11 protein-coding genes are annotated in these 16,179 nt (G+C 69.5%); 6 read left to right on the forward strand and 5 right to left on the reverse strand.

Translation table 11 applies throughout. The annotated features are described in order from the left end of the window. Positions 1-42: 42 nt before the first annotated feature. The 3 genes from AC1PME_RS04675 to AC1PME_RS04685 all read left to right on the forward strand — a co-directional run bounded on the left by AC1PME_RS04675 (position 43) and on the right by AC1PME_RS04685 (position 6,295). Positions 43-2,373 carry a winged helix-turn-helix domain-containing protein gene (locus tag AC1PME_RS04675; RefSeq protein ID WP_481097458.1) on the forward strand — a complete coding sequence of 777 codons (2,331 nt, stop codon included), beginning with the start codon at positions 43-45 and terminating at the stop codon, positions 2,371-2,373. 120 nt (positions 2,374-2,493) lie between these two features. Beyond that, positions 2,494-3,390 carry a helix-turn-helix transcriptional regulator gene (locus AC1PME_RS04680; RefSeq protein WP_254461350.1) on the forward strand — a complete coding sequence of 299 codons (897 nt, stop codon included), beginning with the start codon at positions 2,494-2,496 and terminating at the stop codon, positions 3,388-3,390. Positions 3,391-3,439: 49 nt separating this feature from the next. After that, entirely contained in the window at positions 3,440-6,295 is a 2,856-nt protein-coding gene (locus AC1PME_RS04685; RefSeq protein ID WP_481097459.1) for a TonB-dependent receptor, read from the forward strand. A gap of 480 nt (positions 6,296-6,775) precedes the next feature. On the opposite strand, the gene AC1PME_RS04690 is transcribed toward AC1PME_RS04685, so the two are convergent. After that, a complete protein-coding gene (locus tag AC1PME_RS04690; protein ID WP_307548824.1) occupies positions 6,776-7,891 on the reverse strand; it encodes an HDOD domain-containing protein in 1,116 nt (371 codons plus the stop codon). A gap of 159 nt (positions 7,892-8,050) precedes the next feature. After that, the gene (gene ppa / locus AC1PME_RS04695) at positions 8,051-8,584 is read right to left on the reverse strand and encodes an inorganic diphosphatase (protein ID WP_254460510.1); all 534 of its coding nucleotides are present in this window, start codon (positions 8,582-8,584) and stop codon (positions 8,051-8,053) included. A 195-nt stretch (positions 8,585-8,779) separates the two neighbouring features. Between ppa and AC1PME_RS04700 the strand changes: the two genes are divergently transcribed. Then, positions 8,780-9,274 carry a hypothetical protein gene (locus tag AC1PME_RS04700; RefSeq protein WP_481097460.1) on the forward strand — a complete coding sequence of 165 codons (495 nt, stop codon included), beginning with the start codon at positions 8,780-8,782 and terminating at the stop codon, positions 9,272-9,274. Between the two features lie 64 nt (positions 9,275-9,338). On the opposite strand, the gene AC1PME_RS04705 is transcribed toward AC1PME_RS04700, so the two are convergent. Continuing rightward, a complete protein-coding gene (locus AC1PME_RS04705) occupies positions 9,339-11,366 on the reverse strand; it encodes a sodium-translocating pyrophosphatase (RefSeq protein ID WP_481097461.1) in 2,028 nt (675 codons plus the stop codon). Positions 11,367-11,688: 322 nt separating this feature from the next. On the opposite strand from AC1PME_RS04705, the gene AC1PME_RS04710 reads away from it, so the two are divergent. Continuing rightward, on the forward strand, positions 11,689-12,162 hold the full coding sequence (locus AC1PME_RS04710; protein ID WP_429002520.1) for a hypothetical protein: 474 nt from the start codon (positions 11,689-11,691) through the stop codon (positions 12,160-12,162). A gap of 87 nt (positions 12,163-12,249) precedes the next feature. On the opposite strand, the gene AC1PME_RS04715 is transcribed toward AC1PME_RS04710, so the two are convergent. Further along, on the reverse strand, positions 12,250-13,266 hold the full coding sequence (locus AC1PME_RS04715) for a hypothetical protein (RefSeq protein WP_481097462.1): 1,017 nt from the start codon (positions 13,264-13,266) through the stop codon (positions 12,250-12,252). A 605-nt stretch (positions 13,267-13,871) separates the two neighbouring features. Then, complete coding sequence (locus tag AC1PME_RS04720) at positions 13,872-15,128, reverse strand: 6-phosphofructokinase (RefSeq protein WP_481097463.1); 1,257 nt, start codon at positions 15,126-15,128, stop codon at positions 13,872-13,874. 145 nt (positions 15,129-15,273) lie between these two features. On the opposite strand from AC1PME_RS04720, the gene AC1PME_RS04725 reads away from it, so the two are divergent. After that, positions 15,274-15,837, forward strand: coding sequence for an adenylate kinase (locus tag AC1PME_RS04725; RefSeq protein ID WP_010343370.1), 564 nt, complete (start codon positions 15,274-15,276; stop codon positions 15,835-15,837). Positions 15,838-16,179: the final 342 nt, after the last annotated feature.

Genomic DNA, 16,179 nt, shown 5'->3' on the forward strand with positions numbered 1-16,179 from the left:
GCATCCGCGGCACTTTTTTCACGGCGTTCTTCGTTGTCCAACATGGTTTCCTCATCGTTCACCCCACCGACGCTTCCGCAACGGATGCAGGTGGGCGATTGCCTGGTGCTGCTGTCCTTGCGGGAAGTGCACGCGCCGCGCGCGCGCCGGCCGCAACGGCTCACGCCCAAGGTGATGGGCGTGCTGCGCGTGTTGCTGGCGCAGCCGGGCCAGGTGGTGGAACGCGAGACCCTGCTGGCGCAGGTCTGGCCGGACACGCAGCCGACCAACGATGTGGTGACCCAGGCCATCACCCAGTTGCGCAAGGCCTTCGCCGCCGGCGTGCGCGGCGAGGCGCCGGTGTACATCGAGACCCTGGCCAAGTCCGGCTACCGCCTGGTGGCGCCGGTGCAGGCCTTGCCCGATGTCGAGGTTGAGGTCGAGGCCGAGGCGGGCGCGGCGTCGGCTTCCCCGGTAGACACACACGCCCCCGCGGACACGGCCGCGGCCAGTGCGCCGGCCGCCGCCGTGTCCGCGGCGCGGCGGCGCCTGCCGCCGTGGCTGGCGGCCGCGGCCGGTGCGGCCGCGATGCTGGTGCTGGCGCTGGCCGTCTGGTGGTGGTTCGCGCGCGATCCGGCGGTGCCGGCCGACAGCGCCGAACAGGAGCGGGTGTTGGGCAGCCCCAAGCGGCCCTATCGGCTGATCACCGCCATGTCCGGGTTCAAGCTCGAGCCGGCGCTGTCTCCGGACGGCACGCAGGTGGCCTATGCCGCCCGCCCCGCCGGCAGCGACGGCACGCAGTTGCTGGTGCAGCCGACCAGCGGTGCCGCCGGCAGTACGCCCCCGCGCTCGCTGGGCGTCCCGGCCCGCGGCGAGTCCGACCGTCTGCCGGCCTGGTCGCCCGACGGCACGCGCATCGCCTTCGCCCGCCTCGGGGCCGACCGGCAGTGCCGGGTCATGCTGGTCCAGGCCGACGGACGCGCGCCCGCGCGCGAGGTCGCGCGCTGCGACGGCAGCGAACTGCTCAGCTTCGACTGGACGCCGGACGGACATGGCCTGGTGTTCGGCAGCATGAACGGGCGCCAGCCGGCACGCGGCATCCGCGTGCTGGATCTGGACAGCGGACGCTGGAGGGCATTGGATTACCCGGTCGCCGCCGGCGATTTCGACTATGCGCCGCGCTACTCGCCGGACGGCAAATGGATCGCCTTCGTGCGCAATCCGCAAATGGGCGGGCTGTGGCGGGTGCCGGCCGAAGGCGGCATCGCCGAGCCGCTGACCCATGAATTCGCCGAGATCCGCGGCTGGGACTGGGTGCACGACGGGCAGGGCATCGTTTTCGGGCGCCGGGTCGATGGCGAGACCCGGCTGTACCGGCTGGACACCCAGACCCGGCGCCTGCGCGACCTGGGGATCAGCGACGCGCAGGCGCCGCGCCTGGCCCACGACGGCGGCAGCCTGGCCTTCGTGCACCGGCGCCCGCAGTTCGCCGTGCACCGCATCCCGATGCGGGCGGTGGACGCGCCGCGCGAGCGCCAGCGGCTGTTCGCGTCCACCGGGCGCGACGGACAGCCGAGCATCGCGCCCGACGGGCGCCAGCTCGCCTTCACCTCCGATCGCGACGGCAGCTATGGGCTGTGGTGGGGCGACGTGACCCAGCCTGCCTCGCTGCGGCTGATCGATGGCGTGCGCCCGGAGACCCGGCAGCCGCTGCTCTGGTCGGCCGACAGCCAGGCCCTGCTGGTCAGCGGCCGCGATGCGCAGGGGCGCTCGGCGATCTACGAGGTCCGGCCGCAGTCCGGCAGCGTGGCGGCGTTGCCGGTGCCGGCCGGCGAGCCGCTGCAGGCGCTGTACACCGCCGACCCCGGCCAGTTGCTGGTCCTGCTGGGCGAGAACGGGCGGACCCGGCTGCAGTTGTACGATCGGCGCGCGGTGCCCTGGCGGCCCTTGGCCGCGTTGCCGGACGTGTCCCAGGTCCGGACCGATCCGGCCAACGGGCAGATCCTGTTCACCCGGCTTGCGCGCAGCGGCCTGTGGCGCGCCGATGCCAGCCTGGACCTGGGCAGCGTGCGCGCCGTGGACGACAGCCTGCCGTCGCTGTGGCGCTACCGCAGTTGGGCACTGGGGCCCGGCGGCGCGGTGTATTACCTGTTCCAGACCGGCGAGTGCGCCAGCCGGCTGGCGCGGATCGACGACGGCCTCGATGCCAGTGTGTGCCTGGACCGCGAGCATTTCAGCGCCATCAACGGTTTCAGCATCGACCCGCGCAGCGGCGACGTCTATGTCGCCCTGGCGATCGAGGACGGCAGCGAGATCGGTTTCATTCGCATGCACGAGCAGCCGGAATGGTTCTCTACGATCTCGCATAAGTGGTTGATCGGGCGAGAAAAATGAGTTTCGTAAGTCGTTCGTAATGGCATCGTGGCGATTTCGGACAAATATCGCCAAGGCTTCCTGACCTGTCGCCACATTCGGCAAACACTGCGTACCGGTTTACGTCAAACGGGTGCTCGGATGCGGCAATCTTTCCTGGTCGATCATGGACAACAACTCGTGCTGGACGCCGACGACGTGCCAGCGGGGCCGGCCTGTCTGGGCGCGGCGCGCCTGGCCAGCGTACAGGCGTCGGCACACGCCTTCACGGTCTGGCTGCAGTTGCGCGGCAGCGCCTGGATCGAAGCCAAGGAGGGGCGTTTCGCCCTGCGCCGCGGCCAGTGGCTGGCCTTCGAACGCGATTCGCGGCCGCTGCTGCAGACCGACCGCGACGGCCTGTGCATCGGCCTGAGCCTGGACGGCGAGGCGCTGAAGGCCCTGGGGCGGATGGCCGACGAGACCTTGTATACCGGGCGCGGCGAGCTATCGCTGCGCGAGACGCGCACCGCCTTGCGGCTGTGGCGGCAGGCGGCGGCGCGGCCCGGCGATGCGTTGGCGATGCGGCCGGTGCTGCTGCATCTGGCCTCCATGCAGGGCGAGTTGTCGCGCCGCGTGCAGCGCTGTCCCGGGCGCTCGCGGATGCGCAAGCGGCAGGTGTTCGGGCGCATGCAGCGCGCGCGGCTGTATCTGGACGGCCATCGCGACCGCGTGGTGCGGATCAGCGAACTGGCCGAACTGACCAACTTCTCCGGTTGGTACCTGTCCAAGACGTTCCAGAGCCTATACGAGGAAAGTCCGCAGGCACTGTCGGCGCGCCTGCGCCTGGAACGTGCGGCGGACCTGCTGCGCGACACCACGATGATGATCGGCGAGGTCGCCGCCGCCAGCGGATTCGACAACTGCTGCAGTTTCGCCCGGGCCTTCCGCGCACGCTTCGGCGTCTCCGCCTCGCAATATCGGCATGCGGCCATGGTGCCGCCAGAATCGGCAAAGTCTGCGGGCGACAGCGGCAAAGCAGCCGCGCTCACCGGAACGTAACGTGCCGAGGGCGTCTTAACACGCCCCTAACGTTACCCTGGAGAGATTGATGAACCTTCGCACTCCCGCAGTGCGGCTGGGCTTGCTGCCCGCCAGCATCGCGATCGCGTTGACGCCGGCGATTGCCGGCGCGCAAGAAGCTGCCGCCTCGTCCACCACCACGCTGGACCGGATCGAAATCACCGGTTCGCGCATCCGCAGCGCCGACGTCGAGACCCAGCAGCCGATCCTGACCCTGGACCGCCAGGCACTGGAGCGCCAGGGCTACACCTCGGTCGCCGACGTGCTGCAGAACCTCACCTCGGCCGGTTCCCCGGCGATCTCGCGTGCCGACGCGCTGGCTTCCGGCGAGAACGTCGGCGGTTACTACGTCGACCTGCGCAACCTCGGTGCCGAACGTACGCTGGTGCTGCTGAACGGCAAGCGCCTGGGCGCGTCCACCTCCGGCCTGCAGGACCTGAGCCAGGTCCCGATGGCGGCGATCGAGCGCATCGAAGTGCTGAAGGACGGCGCTTCGTCGATCTATGGCTCCGACGCGATCGCCGGCGTGGTCAACATCATCACCCGCAAGCGCTTCGACGGCGCCGAGGCCTCGGCCGAGTTCGGCCAGTTCGGCGAAGGCGACGGCAAGACCTCGCAGTACTCCTTCACCATCGGCTCGCAGGGCGAGCGCGGTGGCGTGGCGCTGACCGCCGAGTACTCCAAGCAGGATCCGGTGTTCGCCAAGAACCGTTGGTTCAGCCGCGACGGCAGCCGCGGCCCGAACTCCACCCCGGGCAGCTGGAGCCCGATCAGCCAGAACGGCAGCTGGTGCAACCCGCTGACCGTGGACTGCTCGGATCCGAACGTGGCGGTGTGGCAGACCCTGAACCAGGGCGGCAACCCGAACAACCCGGCCGACTACCACCCGCTGACGGCGGCCGAACGCGCCAACGCCAACCAGCAGATGATGGTGCAGACCGGCATCGAGCGTAAGTCGGTTTTCGCCAACGCCAACTACGACCTGACCGACTCGATCGTCTTCAACGCCGACGTGCTCTACAACGAGCGCACCACCGATCAGCAGATCGCCGGCTATCCGTACCAGTCCGCCGCGTTCGGCACCCCGCTGGCCGGCGACAGCGCGTTCAACCCGATCGGCCAGGACATCGATTTCCGCCGCCGCCTGTGGGAAGTGCCGCGCACCACCGAGAGCAAGCTGAAGACCACGCGCTTCGCGCCGACCATCAGCGGCTCCTTCGACTTCGCCGACAAGACCTGGGACTGGGACGTCGGTGCGCTGTGGAACCGTAACGAGAGCACCAAGACCGGTCACGGCGACATGAGCCTGATCGCGGCGCGCCAGGCGCTGGGTTCGTCCTTCATCAACGCCAACGGCGTCGCCCAGTGCGGCACCGCCGCCGCGCCGGTGTCGCTGAGCGCGTGCCGTCCGTGGAACCCGCTGCTGCCGTACGGCGTGGCCGGCCCCGGTTCGCTGGCCGATCCGGACACCCAGGCCTTCCTGTTCCCGTACTTCACCGACACCGGCCTGACCAAGACCACCAGCTACACCGCCAACCTGAGCGGCACGCTGGCGACGTTGCCGGCGGGCGACCTCGGCATCGCGGTCGGCTACGAGCACCGCAAGGAAGAAGGCCGCTTCTCGCCGGACGCCTTCGCGCAGTCGGGTGAGAGCACCGGCCTGGGCGCCAAGACCACCTCCGGCAGCTACGATCTGGACGAGTTCTACCTCGAGTTGAACGTGCCGATCCTGGCCGACATGCCGTTCGCCAAGCAGCTGACCCTGAACCTGGCCAGCCGCTACTCGGATTACAGCAACTTCGGCGACACGGTGAACTCCAAGTTCGGCTTCACCTGGAAGCCGATCGACGAGCTGCTGGTCCGCGGCACCTACGCCGAGGGCTTCCGCGCGCCGACGATCAGCGATCTGTACGGCGGCCTGAGCAGCAGCTTCGAGTCGTACGTCGATCCGTGCGGCGTGGGCGCGCCGAACAGCGTCAACGGCAATGCGGCGTGTTCCGCGGCCGGCGTGCCGGTCGGCTACACCCAGCTCGGCCAGGGCTACGTGCCGTGCACCACCTATCCGTGCCAGACGCCGGACGAGTTCATCAGCGGCTCCAACCCGAACCTGAAGCCGGAAACCTCCACCAGCAAGACCGCCGGTCTGGTGTGGAGCCCGCGCTGGGTGCAGGGCCTGGACATCTCGCTGGATTGGTACCGCTACGAGATCAAGGACATGATCATCGCCGATAGCGTGGACCGCATCCTGCGCGACTGCTACGTGCTGGGCAATGCCGAGCGCTGCGCCGGCGTGACCCGCGCCGCCGACGGCCACATCTCGGCGATGACCTACGGCGTGGCCAACCTCGGCCAGATGGAGACCGAAGGCTACGATCTGGGCATCCGCTACCGTCTGCCGGAAATGGCGTTCGGCAAGATCCTGATCGACTGGCAGACCAGCTACGTCAGCAAGTACGACGAAGCCGGCCAGAACGCTGCGGGCGACAACATCACGATCGGTCGCGTGGGCGAGCCGGGCATCTTCCGCGTGCGCTCCAACCTGGGCGTGAACTGGACGATGGGCGACTTCGGTGTGAACTACACCTTGCGCTACTACTCCGGCATGAAGGAGAGCTGCATCTCGCTGGCCACGGACTACTGCGATGCGCCGGACCACTTCGCCAACGGCGAATCCGATCCGCTGCGTCACACCGGCGCCAACACCTTCCACGACCTGCAGGTCAACTGGAAGGCACCGTGGGACGCGACGATCGCCATCGGTGCGAACAACGTGTTCGACCACCGCGGTCCGCTGATGTACTCGGCCCCGGACAGCAGCTTCGCCTACTACGGCGGCTTCGACATCGGTCGCTACGTGTACATGAAGTACACCCAGCGCTTCTGATGCAGTTGTTGTCTGCGTGACACGAAGACGGGCCGCAAGGCCCGTCTTTTTTTGTGCCTGCGCGGCGCTTGTGACATGGCGTGCTGGGTATCGGGGCGGGCGGTTGCCAGCCGTGGCGCGGCGCATCCTCGCGTCCGCCTCGCCGGCGTTGGTCCGGCAGACGATCGCGCCGTGAGGCACCTGGCAGCGCGTGCCTGCGGTCGCGGCGACGGGACGCCGCTGTCGCCACGAGCCGACCGAATGCAATTGCCCAGGCGTAGGAGGCGTAGGAGCGGCTTCAGCCGCGACTCGGGATGGCGCGGTCGTCGCACCACGGCAAGGGGGCGCGGCGGGGAGCGTCTTGCGGACAGAGCGGCTGGCGGGCCGCGGTGCCGGCGCGCGATGCGCCGAGCGTGGGGCGGCAGCAGCCGCAAGGACGCTGACGAGTGCAAGCGCCATGCGCGGCGCGAGCGGCGGCAGGCCGCACGCGCCATGGTGGGCCTATGCCGAGGTCAGCCCCATCAGGTTTTCGGCGTGTTCGCGCCAGGTCGGCAGCTTGCCGAGCACGCCGGTCTTGGCCAGGTACTCCTCGTCGACCTCCGAGCCGCTGGCCAGCGCCATCGCCACGTGCACCGCGCCGGTGACCCAGAAACTGCGGCTGCTGGAGCGCTGCGGCTGGCGATGGAAGGCCACCGCCTCGATGATCGGCATCGGCAGGCCCCACAGGCCGAGCAGGTAGGCGCCGGCCTCGGCATGCCCGGGGCGGGTGTCGTTGGCATCGGCGGCCGGCTCGCGCTCGTCGCGCACGCCCGGCAGCAGCAGGCCGATGTCGGCCAGCAGCGCCGCGGTCGAACCCAACTCGACGCAGGACGTCGGCAGCATCTTCGAGGCCAGCTTGGAGGCCAGCAGCGAGCGATGCTGCAGCGCGTTGCGCTCGGCATTGGACAGCGCCTGCACCGAGAACACTTCGCTGGCCAGGACCAGGTCGCGCAGGGTGGCGGTGCCCAGCCGGGTCACCGCGGTGCGCAGGTCGGAAATGGTGCGGCCGTTGGAGAAGAACGCCGAATTGCACAGCTGCAGCACCTTGGCCGCGATCGCCGGGTCGGCCGAGACCAGCTTGGCCAGGTCCGCGGCGTTGCTGCCTTCGTCCTGCTCCAGGGCGTGCATCAGGCTCAGGTATAGATGCGGCGGCGAGGGCAGCTTTTCGATGCGGCCGATGCTGGAGCGCAGGCGCGGGTTGCCCAGCAGCTCCTGCAGCTCCTCCAGGCTGGTGACCGCCTCCAGCAGCATCTCCGGGGACAGCGGCAGCGGCAGGAAGCGATGCGCCACGCCGATGATCCGCGCCGGCGGCGCACGGTTGCTCTGCTCGGCCTCGATCAGCGCGATGCGGATGGTTTCCGGGCTCAGCGTGCGGATCTGGCCGAGCAGGGTGGCGGTGGTCAGGTCCGGCAGCGTCGGCGCGGCGATCACCGCATCCAGGCGCACCGTGGCCGCCGCGGCGATGGCTGAATTGCCGTCGGCGACGCTCTGGACCTGCCAGTCCTCGCCGAGATCGCGAATATATTCAGTGACTGCGGACGGAAGGCTGGCTTCGTCGCCGACGAACAGGATGCGCAAGAGACTGTCCCCCAAGGAGAGCCGGGTCGCGGACGGAGCCGGCTCGGTAATGCCATGGCGCAATGTACCGCAAACCCCGAAGGGCGGTGCCCCGGCAACGGCAAAACGTGAAGCGGATCGGCCACGGCGGGGCGGCAGCGCCCCGCCGTGGCGGGCGGCTCAGGCGCCGGCTTCGAAGCGGCTCACGGACTCGCGCAGGATGCGCTTGGCTTCCTCGGCGTTGCCCCAGCCGTCGAGCTTGACCCACTTGCCCTTCTCCAGGTCCTTGTAGTGCTCGAAGAAGTGGCCGATGCGCTCCATCCAGTGACCCGACACCTGGGTGATGTCCTCGATGTGCGCGTAGCCCTGGAACACCTTGGCCACCGGCACCGCCAGGATCTTCTCGTCGCTGCCGGCCTCGTCGCTCATCTTCAGCACGCCGACCGGGCGGCAGCGCACCACGCAGCCGGGCACCAGCGGCAGCGGCAGCACCACCAGCACGTCGGCCGGGTCGCCGTCGCCGCACAGGGTGTTGGGCACGTAGCCGTAGTTGCAGGGGTAGCGCATCGGGGTGGAGAGGATGCGGTCGACGAAGATCGCGCCGCTGGCCTTGTCCACTTCGTACTTGACCGGCTCGGAATCCTTGGGGATTTCGATGACGACGTTGATTTCGTCCGGCAGATTCTTGCCGGAGGTGACCAGTTCCAGACCCATGCGCTAGCTCCAGTGGAGTGGCTTCTAAAGAGGCAGGCATTCTAGTCGGTTGGCTGTTGCAATGCAGCGCACGGCGGTGCGGAGAATTCCTACAACGGTTTCGGACTCCATACTGGTCCGCATGGGGCGCACGCCGATGGTGCCGGCAGCGGGCAACGGCGACCCTGTGCCCACCGTCCCCCAAGGAGCAATACGATGAACGGATTCCGACGATCGCGGCTGCCGTTGCTGGCGGTGCTGGTGCTGGTGCTGGCCTGCAGTGGCGCGCAGGCACAGCAGGCACAGGCGGCCTACGTGGATGCGATGGACTACCCGGCGCCCGGCGAGGGCCAGGAAGCGTTCGCCGACCTGGAGCGGCGGCTGGCCGACGACTTCGACCAGCTCTGCGGCGACACCTTCTGCGAAGGCGACTACAGCGATTACCGGCCGCTGCGCTACCGCTGCTCGGTGCGCCAGCGCGACGGGGTGATCGGGGAATGCCTGTGGAGCTTCGGCGCCAGCGAGGCCAGCATCGACCCGGACACCGGCCAGGTCGTGGTCGACGCGCGGCTGTGGCACTGCCGTACGCCGTTGCAGCCGCAGACCCGGCTGCACGCGCTGTATGCGGCGCTGTCGGGCGAGCGTCCATTGTTCGCGCCGCTGCCGCACAGCAAGCGCAGCATCAACGACGGCCTGATCGACTGCCTGTAGCCTGAGGCCACGGCGCGCCTTGCGCAGCGGGCGCCGGCATGCCACCGACGCCCGTCGCCTGCGGCTACAGCAGCGGCACCAGCAGCAGCGCCACGATGTTGATGATCTTGATCAGCGGGTTGATCGCCGGCCCGGCGGTGTCCTTGTACGGGTCGCCGACGGTGTCGCCGGTGACCGCGGCCTTGTGCGCCTCGCTGCCCTTGCCGCCGAAATGGCCGTCCTCGATGTACTTCTTGGCGTTGTCCCAGGCGCCGCCGCCGGTGGTCATGGAGATCGCCACGAACAGCCCGGTGACGATGGTGCCGATCAGCAGGCCGCCGAGCGCGCGCGGGCCCAGCAGCAGCCCGACCACGATCGGCACCGCCACCGGCAGCAGCGATGGCACGATCATCTCGCGGATCGCCGAGCGGGTCAGCATGTCCACCGCGCGGTCGTACTGCGGCTTGCCGGTGCCCTGCATGATCCCGGGGATCTCGCGGAACTGCCGTCGGACTTCCTCCACCACGGCGCCGGCAGCGCGGCCGACCGCCTCCATCGCCATCGCGCCGAACAGGTAGGGGATCAGGCCGCCGATCAGCAGGCCGATGATCACCGTGTGGTCGGACAGGTCGAAGGCGAAGGTCTCGGTGGGGTGGGCGGCGCGCAGGTTGTGGGTGTAGTCGGCGAACAGCACCAGCGCCGCCAGCGCCGCCGAGCCGATCGCATAGCCCTTGGTCACCGCCTTGGTAGTGTTGCCGACCGCGTCCAGCGGGTCGGTGACCGCGCGCACCTCCGGTGGCAGTTCCGCCATCTCGGCGATGCCGCCGGCGTTGTCGGTGATCGGGCCGTACGCGTCCAGCGCCACGATCATGCCGGCCATCGACAGCATCGCGGTGGCGGCGATGGCGATGCCGTACAGGCCCGACAGCGCGAACGCGCCCCAGATCGCCGCGCACACCGCGATCACCGGCAGCGCGGTGGACTTCATCGAGATGCCCAGCCCGGCGATGATGTTGGTGCCGTGGCCGGTGGTGCTGGCCGCGGCCACGTGCTGCACCGGTTTGTACTGGGTGCCGGTGTAGTACTCGGTGATCCACACGATCAGCCCGGTCAGCGCCAGGCCGATCAGTGCGCAGCCGTAGAGCTTGCCGGCGCCGGCGGCGGTGTCGCCCATCAACTGCTGGGTGACCGGCCAGAACGCCAGCGCCGCCAGTACCGCCGAGACCACCACGCCCTTGTACAGCGCGCCCATGATCGAGCCGCCCGGGCGCACCCGCACGAAGAAGGTGCCGACGATCGAGGCGACGATCGACACCCCGCCCAGCACCAGCGGGTACAGCACGGCGTTGCGGCCGGCCTCGGCGGCCATCAGTCCGCCCAGCAGCATCGTCGCGATCACCGTGACCGCGTAGGTCTCGAACAGGTCGGCGGCCATGCCGGCGCAGTCGCCGACGTTGTCGCCGACGTTGTCGGCGATCACCGCCGGGTTGCGCGGGTCGTCCTCGGGGATGCCGGCCTCGACCTTGCCGACCAGGTCCGCGCCGACGTCGGCGCCCTTGGTGAAGATGCCGCCGCCCAGGCGCGCGAAGATCGAAATCAGCGAACTGCCGAAGGCCAGGCCGACCAGCGCATGCAGGCTGTCGCCCACGCTGTGGCCCAGCCACTGCAGCAGGCCGTAGTAGCCGGCCACCCCGATCAGGCCCAGTCCCACCACCAGCATGCCGGTGATCGCGCCGCCGCGGAACGCCACCGCCATCGCCGGCGCCAGCCCGCGCCGCGCCGCCTCGGCGGTGCGCACGTTGGCGCGCACCGACAGGTTCATGCCGATGTAGCCGGCGACCCCGGACAGCACCGCGCCGATCGCGAAGCCGCCGGCGGTGTACCAGCTGAGGAATGCCCCGACCAGCACCAGCAGCACTGCGCCGGCGATGGCGATGGTCAGGTATTGGCGGTTGAGATAGGCGCGGGCGCCTTCCTGGATCGCATCGGCGATCTGCCGCATGCGTTCGTTGCCAGCGGGTTGCGCCAGGATCCAGCGCGTGGAGACGATGCCATAGAGCACCGCCAGAGCCGCGCACGCCAGTGCCACGGTGACCGCATATCGTTCCAGCATGACCCCTCCCAAGGATGTGGATGGCGCCCAAGCGCTGGACATACCGTGGGATCACACCGTAGGAGCTGAAGCATGCAACGACTCCGCGGCCACAACGCGCGCCGCTGGTGCGTATCGCAATGTCACCTGGCCTGAACGCGGCGAGTATGCGCCCGGCCCGGTGCCGCCGCCAGCGATCAGGCGTGGCGTCTCACTTTTGGCGTGCGGTTCAGTCTGCGCATGGCAGCGTGGCGCATCGCTTCCAGGAGCCAACCCGATGCAATCGACGATTTCCCCGCGGCTGCGCGCCCGCGCCTCGATCCTGGCCATTGGCCTGTGCGCCATGGCGCCGCTGGCCGCCGTGGCCGCGGATCCGACCCCGGAACTGCAGCGCCCGGCCAGCGCGCCGCAGGCGGTGGGCGTGGTCCACACCATCCGCCAGATCCCCGAGGCCTGCGTGCGCTTCGAGGGCGAGTACACCGGCGATGCGGCGCAGCCCTACCGGTTCGCCGCGGTGCGCAGCAGCCCGACCTGCCAGCCGCGCGCGAAGCTGGTCGAGTTCGACCAGGCCAAGCCGAGCGAGGCCACCGGCTGGAAGTTCAACGACCTGATCCGCGTGCCCAGCGCCGCCTGTCCGTCGCAGCAGGCGGTGGTGCGGGTGTGGCGCAAGCCGGTGGCGCTGAACACCGAGCGCGACGGCCAGGGCCAGTCGCGCATCTACCTGGAAGAGGCCAGGCAGCAGGCGGCCGCCGGCAAGGTCGCGCAGGTGCCGCAGTTCACCGCGCAGATGACCGTGGAAGGCCAGGCCTGCAAGTAGCGGGACCGTTTCCGCAGGCGCCGGGCCCGTACGCGCCGCGGCGGCGCCTGCGTCCGCCGCGGTCGCCTTGCAGCTTGCGGAGAAGACTCAGGCCACGTGCATCACGCTGCGCCTGAGCTTGCCCTTGACCCGTTCGATGCGGCGCCAGCTGCTCTTGTCGTTCATGGTGATCCAGCGCCGCTCCTCGCTGCGGTAGAACCAGTCCTTGTCCTGCTGGAAGTAGACCTGCAGGCCGTCGGCCTCCCAGATGTTGAGGATCTCGTTGCCGTGCGCGCGGATCTCGTCGAGGTCGGTGGTCGCCTTCTGTCCCATCTCGCTGTAGAGCCGGTTGAGTTCCAGCAACAGCGTGTTGACCCGCGGCGGCATCGCGTCCACGTTGAGGCCGATCTTGCGCGCTTCGGCGAGCAGGATCGGATAGTTGTGCGAAGGGTACTTGGCATTGAGCGTGGCGGCGATGCGCTCGGCCGTGGCTTCGTCGCTGATGTGGTGCGAGAGCAGTTCGCGGCACAGCATGATCGACAGCGACTCGGCGCGATCCACCGCGCCGATCACCAGCGGGTGCACGTAGTTGAACAGATGCTTGTAGGCGTTGTCGTCCTGCCCGCTCTGCTGGCCGCGCCACAGCCGGATCACCCGGGTCAGTTCGTCCAGGCTCACCGAGACCCGGTCGTTGTCGCGGTCGATGGGCGAGAGCGCATGGTGCAGCGAACTGTCCACCGCGGTCAGGTAGGCGGTGGGGCCCATCAGGATCTGGTTGGCGCCGAGGGTGATCATCGTCGCCGCCGAGGCGCATTCCAGCGGGACCAGCGCGACCAGGCGGTCGCAGTGCTGGCGCAGCAGGCTGACCAGGCGCAGCGACACCTGGCCGCTGCCGCCATCGGATTTCAGGAACAGGTACAGGGTCTGGTGATGGCCCAGCCGCTCGAGCAGTTCGTACAGCGCCAGCACATCGCTGGCGCAGACCGAACCGCGCGGGTTGTTCCAGTAGCTGATCACCGGGCTGCCGAGGTGCTGGGTCAGTTCGGCGAGCACCGCCTGGGTGCGGGCGAACAGCACCGGCGGTTGCTTGATGGACGGCGGAGCCGCGTCCTGGGTCGGTTGCATGGGCGTGGTGGGTAGTCGAAGGCGCGGCAATCTTAGGGCCTGCGCGCGCGTTGCGCAGGAGGGGGGAGCGGCGGTTGCGGCACGGAGGCCGCCGCATCGGTGGCAGTCGGCGCATTGGCGCCGGATGGGGGGCGCTGTCGCGTCCTCCCGTGGCTCCAGGGCTGCTCAGCGCCGAGGGCCGCATGTGCAGCGGCAGCTTCAGGGCACCTCTAACACCTTCGGGACGTGTTTGTGGGGACGGCTGCGGCCGCGATGGGCGTTGCCGGGAGTGCCCCGTCGCGGCTATAGGGCCCCTCCAATCACCTGCTTTTGCCACGCATTGCGCTGTCCCGTAGGAGCGGCTTCAGCCGCGACGGGCGTTCCCGGTAAGCCCGTCGCGGCTGAAGCCGCTCCTACGGGACGCGTTCCGGCGTTACTAGCGCCCTTCGGCCGCGACCTGCGTCGCTGAGTCTGCGTACCCGTGCGCGGGATGGCTGGGTGCAACGCGCGCTGTGGCGGCATCGTCGGCGGGAGCGGCGCGCGTCCGTTGTCTCCGCGCCACTGCGTTGTCTCCGCGCCACGACGCGGCCGGATGCGCCGCGCCTGCGCCGCGATGCTCGTGCGGGTCAGCCCTCCCAGGCCGGCAGTTTCTTCTTCACCGCCACGTTCTTCAGTGCCACGTACTTGGGCAGGCCGTCGCTGCCGTAGGGCAGTGGCGCCTCGCCGCGGATCAGCGGCTGCAGGTAGCGGCGCGCCTTGTCGGTGATGCCGAAGCCGTCCTTGCGCAGGAAACCGGCCGGCATCTTCTTCTCGTGGTTGGCGACCTTGGCTAGCGGCGCGGCCTCGATCTTCCAGCGGTACGGCGCGTCGCTGCTGCGCACGATCGCCGGCATCACCGCGTTCATGCCCTTCAGCGCGAACTGCACCGCGGCCTTGCCCACCGCCTGCGCCTGCTCCCAGTCGGTGCGCGAGGCGATGTGGCGCGCCGAACGCTGCAGGTAGTCGGGCAGGGTCCAGTGCACCTTGTAGCCGAGTTCGGCCTTGACCTTGCCGGCCAGGTAGGACGCCACGCCGCCGAGCTGGCTGTGCCCGAACGCATCGGTGCCGCCGCCGGCATCGGCGACGAAGCGCCCGTCGGCGGTCTGGATGCCTTCGCTGGCCACCACCACGCACCAGCCGACCTTGTCCACCACCTTGCGCACCTGCGCCAGGAACGCGGCTTCGTCGTAGGCGCGTTCGGGGAACAGGATGATCTGCGGCGCGTCGTCCGGCGATTGCGCGGCCAGCCCGGCGGCGGCGGCCAGCCAGCCGGCATGGCGGCCCATGGCTTCGTAGACAAATACCTTGGTCGAGGTCTCGGCCATCGCCGCCACGTCCAGCGCCGCCTCGCGCACCGACACCGCGGTGTACTTGGCCGCCGAGCCGAAACCCGGGCAGGTGTCGGTGAGCGCCAGGTCGTTGTCGATGGTCTTGGGCACGCCGATGCAGTGCAGCGGATAGCCGAACGCCTGCGCCAGTTGCGACACCTTCCACGCGGTGTCGGCCGAATCGTTGCCGCCGTTGTAGAGGAAGTAGCGCACGTCGTGGGCCTGCAGCACCTGCAGCAGGCGCTCGTACTTGGCGCGGTCGGCCTCCAGCGACTTGAGCTTGTAGCGGCACGAGCCGAACGCGCCGCCGGGCGTATGGGCCAGCGCGGCGATCGCCGCGGCCGACTCCTTGGAGGTGTCGATCAGGTCCTCGCGCAGCGCGCCGAGGATGCCGTTGCGCGCGGCCAGCACCTTGACCTTGCGCGCCCGCGCTTCGCCGATGACGGCGGCGGCGCTGGCGTTGATGACGGCGGTGACGCCGCCGGACTGGGCGTACAGCAGGGTGCCTTGGGCCATGGTCGGGGTTCGCTCCTGGGGTGGGGACATTGTCGGGACATTGCCCGGATGCGGTAAGCTGGGGATCTTGCGGTGCAGTGCAGGCGTGGCCCCCGAGTCTAACGCCGCCGGCCGCGCACGGTACTTTTCTCGAGGAGTCAGGTTGATGCGATTGGTTCTGTTGGGACCGCCCGGATCGGGCAAGGGCACGCAGGCGGCCCGTCTGAAGGACAAGCTGCAGATCCCGCACATCTCCACCGGCGATCTGCTGCGCGCCGAAGTCGCCGCCGGCACTCCGCTGGGCGTGCAGGCCAAGGAAGTGATGGCGCGCGGCGACCTGGTCTCCGACGACATCCTGCTGGGCATGCTCGAATCGCGGCTGGGCCGCGACGACGTGCGCAACGGTTTCATCCTCGACGGCTATCCGCGCAACCTGGCCCAGGCCGGCGCGCTGGACGAACTGCTGGCCAAGCTCGGCCAGCCGCTGGATGCGGTGGTGCAGCTGGACGTGGCCAACGAACTGCTCGTCGAGCGCATCGCCGGCCGCGCCAAGGCCGAAGGCCGCGAGGACGACAATCCCGAGTCGGTGCGCAAGCGCCTGCAGGTCTACACCGATTCGACCGCGCCGGTGATCGGCTTCTACGACAAGCGCGGCACGCTGGCGCGGGTGGACGGCGTCGGCTCGCTGGACGAAGTGCTCGCCCGCATCCTGGCGGCGATCGGCCGCTGAGGCGGCACGGCATGCCGGCGCCCGCAACGGGCGCCGGATGTGCAGACGGCGGGCTCCCCCGACTGTTTGCATCTCCGGTCACGACGCAAGCGCTCCCCTTCTCCCGTAGGAGCGGCTTCCGCCGCGACGGGCATTCCCGGTAAAGCCCGTCGCGGCGGAAGCCGCTCCACAGTGGGCATCGCGCCAGCGGATGGGTCATGCGCAGGGAACCCTGTGGGAGGGACTTCAGTCCCGACGCGACGACAGGCCGCTGCCGCAATGGGAGATGATCGTCGCAGGGGCCGGCGAGGCCATCGCATCGCGCGTCGCGGCTGAAGCCGCTCCCACAAGTGGGTGCCTCGC

The sequence above is a fragment of the Xanthomonas sp. NCPPB 901 genome (genome assembly GCF_056725085.1).

Bases quoted from the DNA above. Each gene is read 5' to 3' on its own strand.
- AC1PME_RS04720 (WP_481097463.1), bottom strand. From the start codon at position 15,128: ATGGCCCAAGGCACCCTGCTGTACGCCCAGTCCGGCGGCGTCACCGCC.
- AC1PME_RS04710 (WP_429002520.1), top strand. From the start codon at position 11,689: ATGGCGCCGCTGGCCGCCGTGGCCGCGGATCCGACCCCGGAACTGCAG.
- AC1PME_RS04715 (WP_481097462.1), bottom strand. From the start codon at position 13,266: ATGCAACCGACCCAGGACGCGGCTCCGCCGTCCATCAAGCAACCGCCG.
- AC1PME_RS04700 (WP_481097460.1), top strand. From the start codon at position 8,780: ATGAACGGATTCCGACGATCGCGGCTGCCGTTGCTGGCGGTGCTGGTG.
- AC1PME_RS04705 (WP_481097461.1), bottom strand. From the start codon at position 11,366: ATGCTGGAACGATATGCGGTCACCGTGGCACTGGCGTGCGCGGCTCTG.
- AC1PME_RS04685 (WP_481097459.1), top strand. From the start codon at position 3,440: ATGAACCTTCGCACTCCCGCAGTGCGGCTGGGCTTGCTGCCCGCCAGC.
- AC1PME_RS04725 (WP_010343370.1), top strand. From the start codon at position 15,274: ATGCGATTGGTTCTGTTGGGACCGCCCGGATCGGGCAAGGGCACGCAG.
- AC1PME_RS04680 (WP_254461350.1), top strand. From the start codon at position 2,494: ATGCGGCAATCTTTCCTGGTCGATCATGGACAACAACTCGTGCTGGAC.
- AC1PME_RS04675 (WP_481097458.1), top strand. From the start codon at position 43: ATGGTTTCCTCATCGTTCACCCCACCGACGCTTCCGCAACGGATGCAG.
- ppa (WP_254460510.1), bottom strand. From the start codon at position 8,584: ATGGGTCTGGAACTGGTCACCTCCGGCAAGAATCTGCCGGACGAAATC.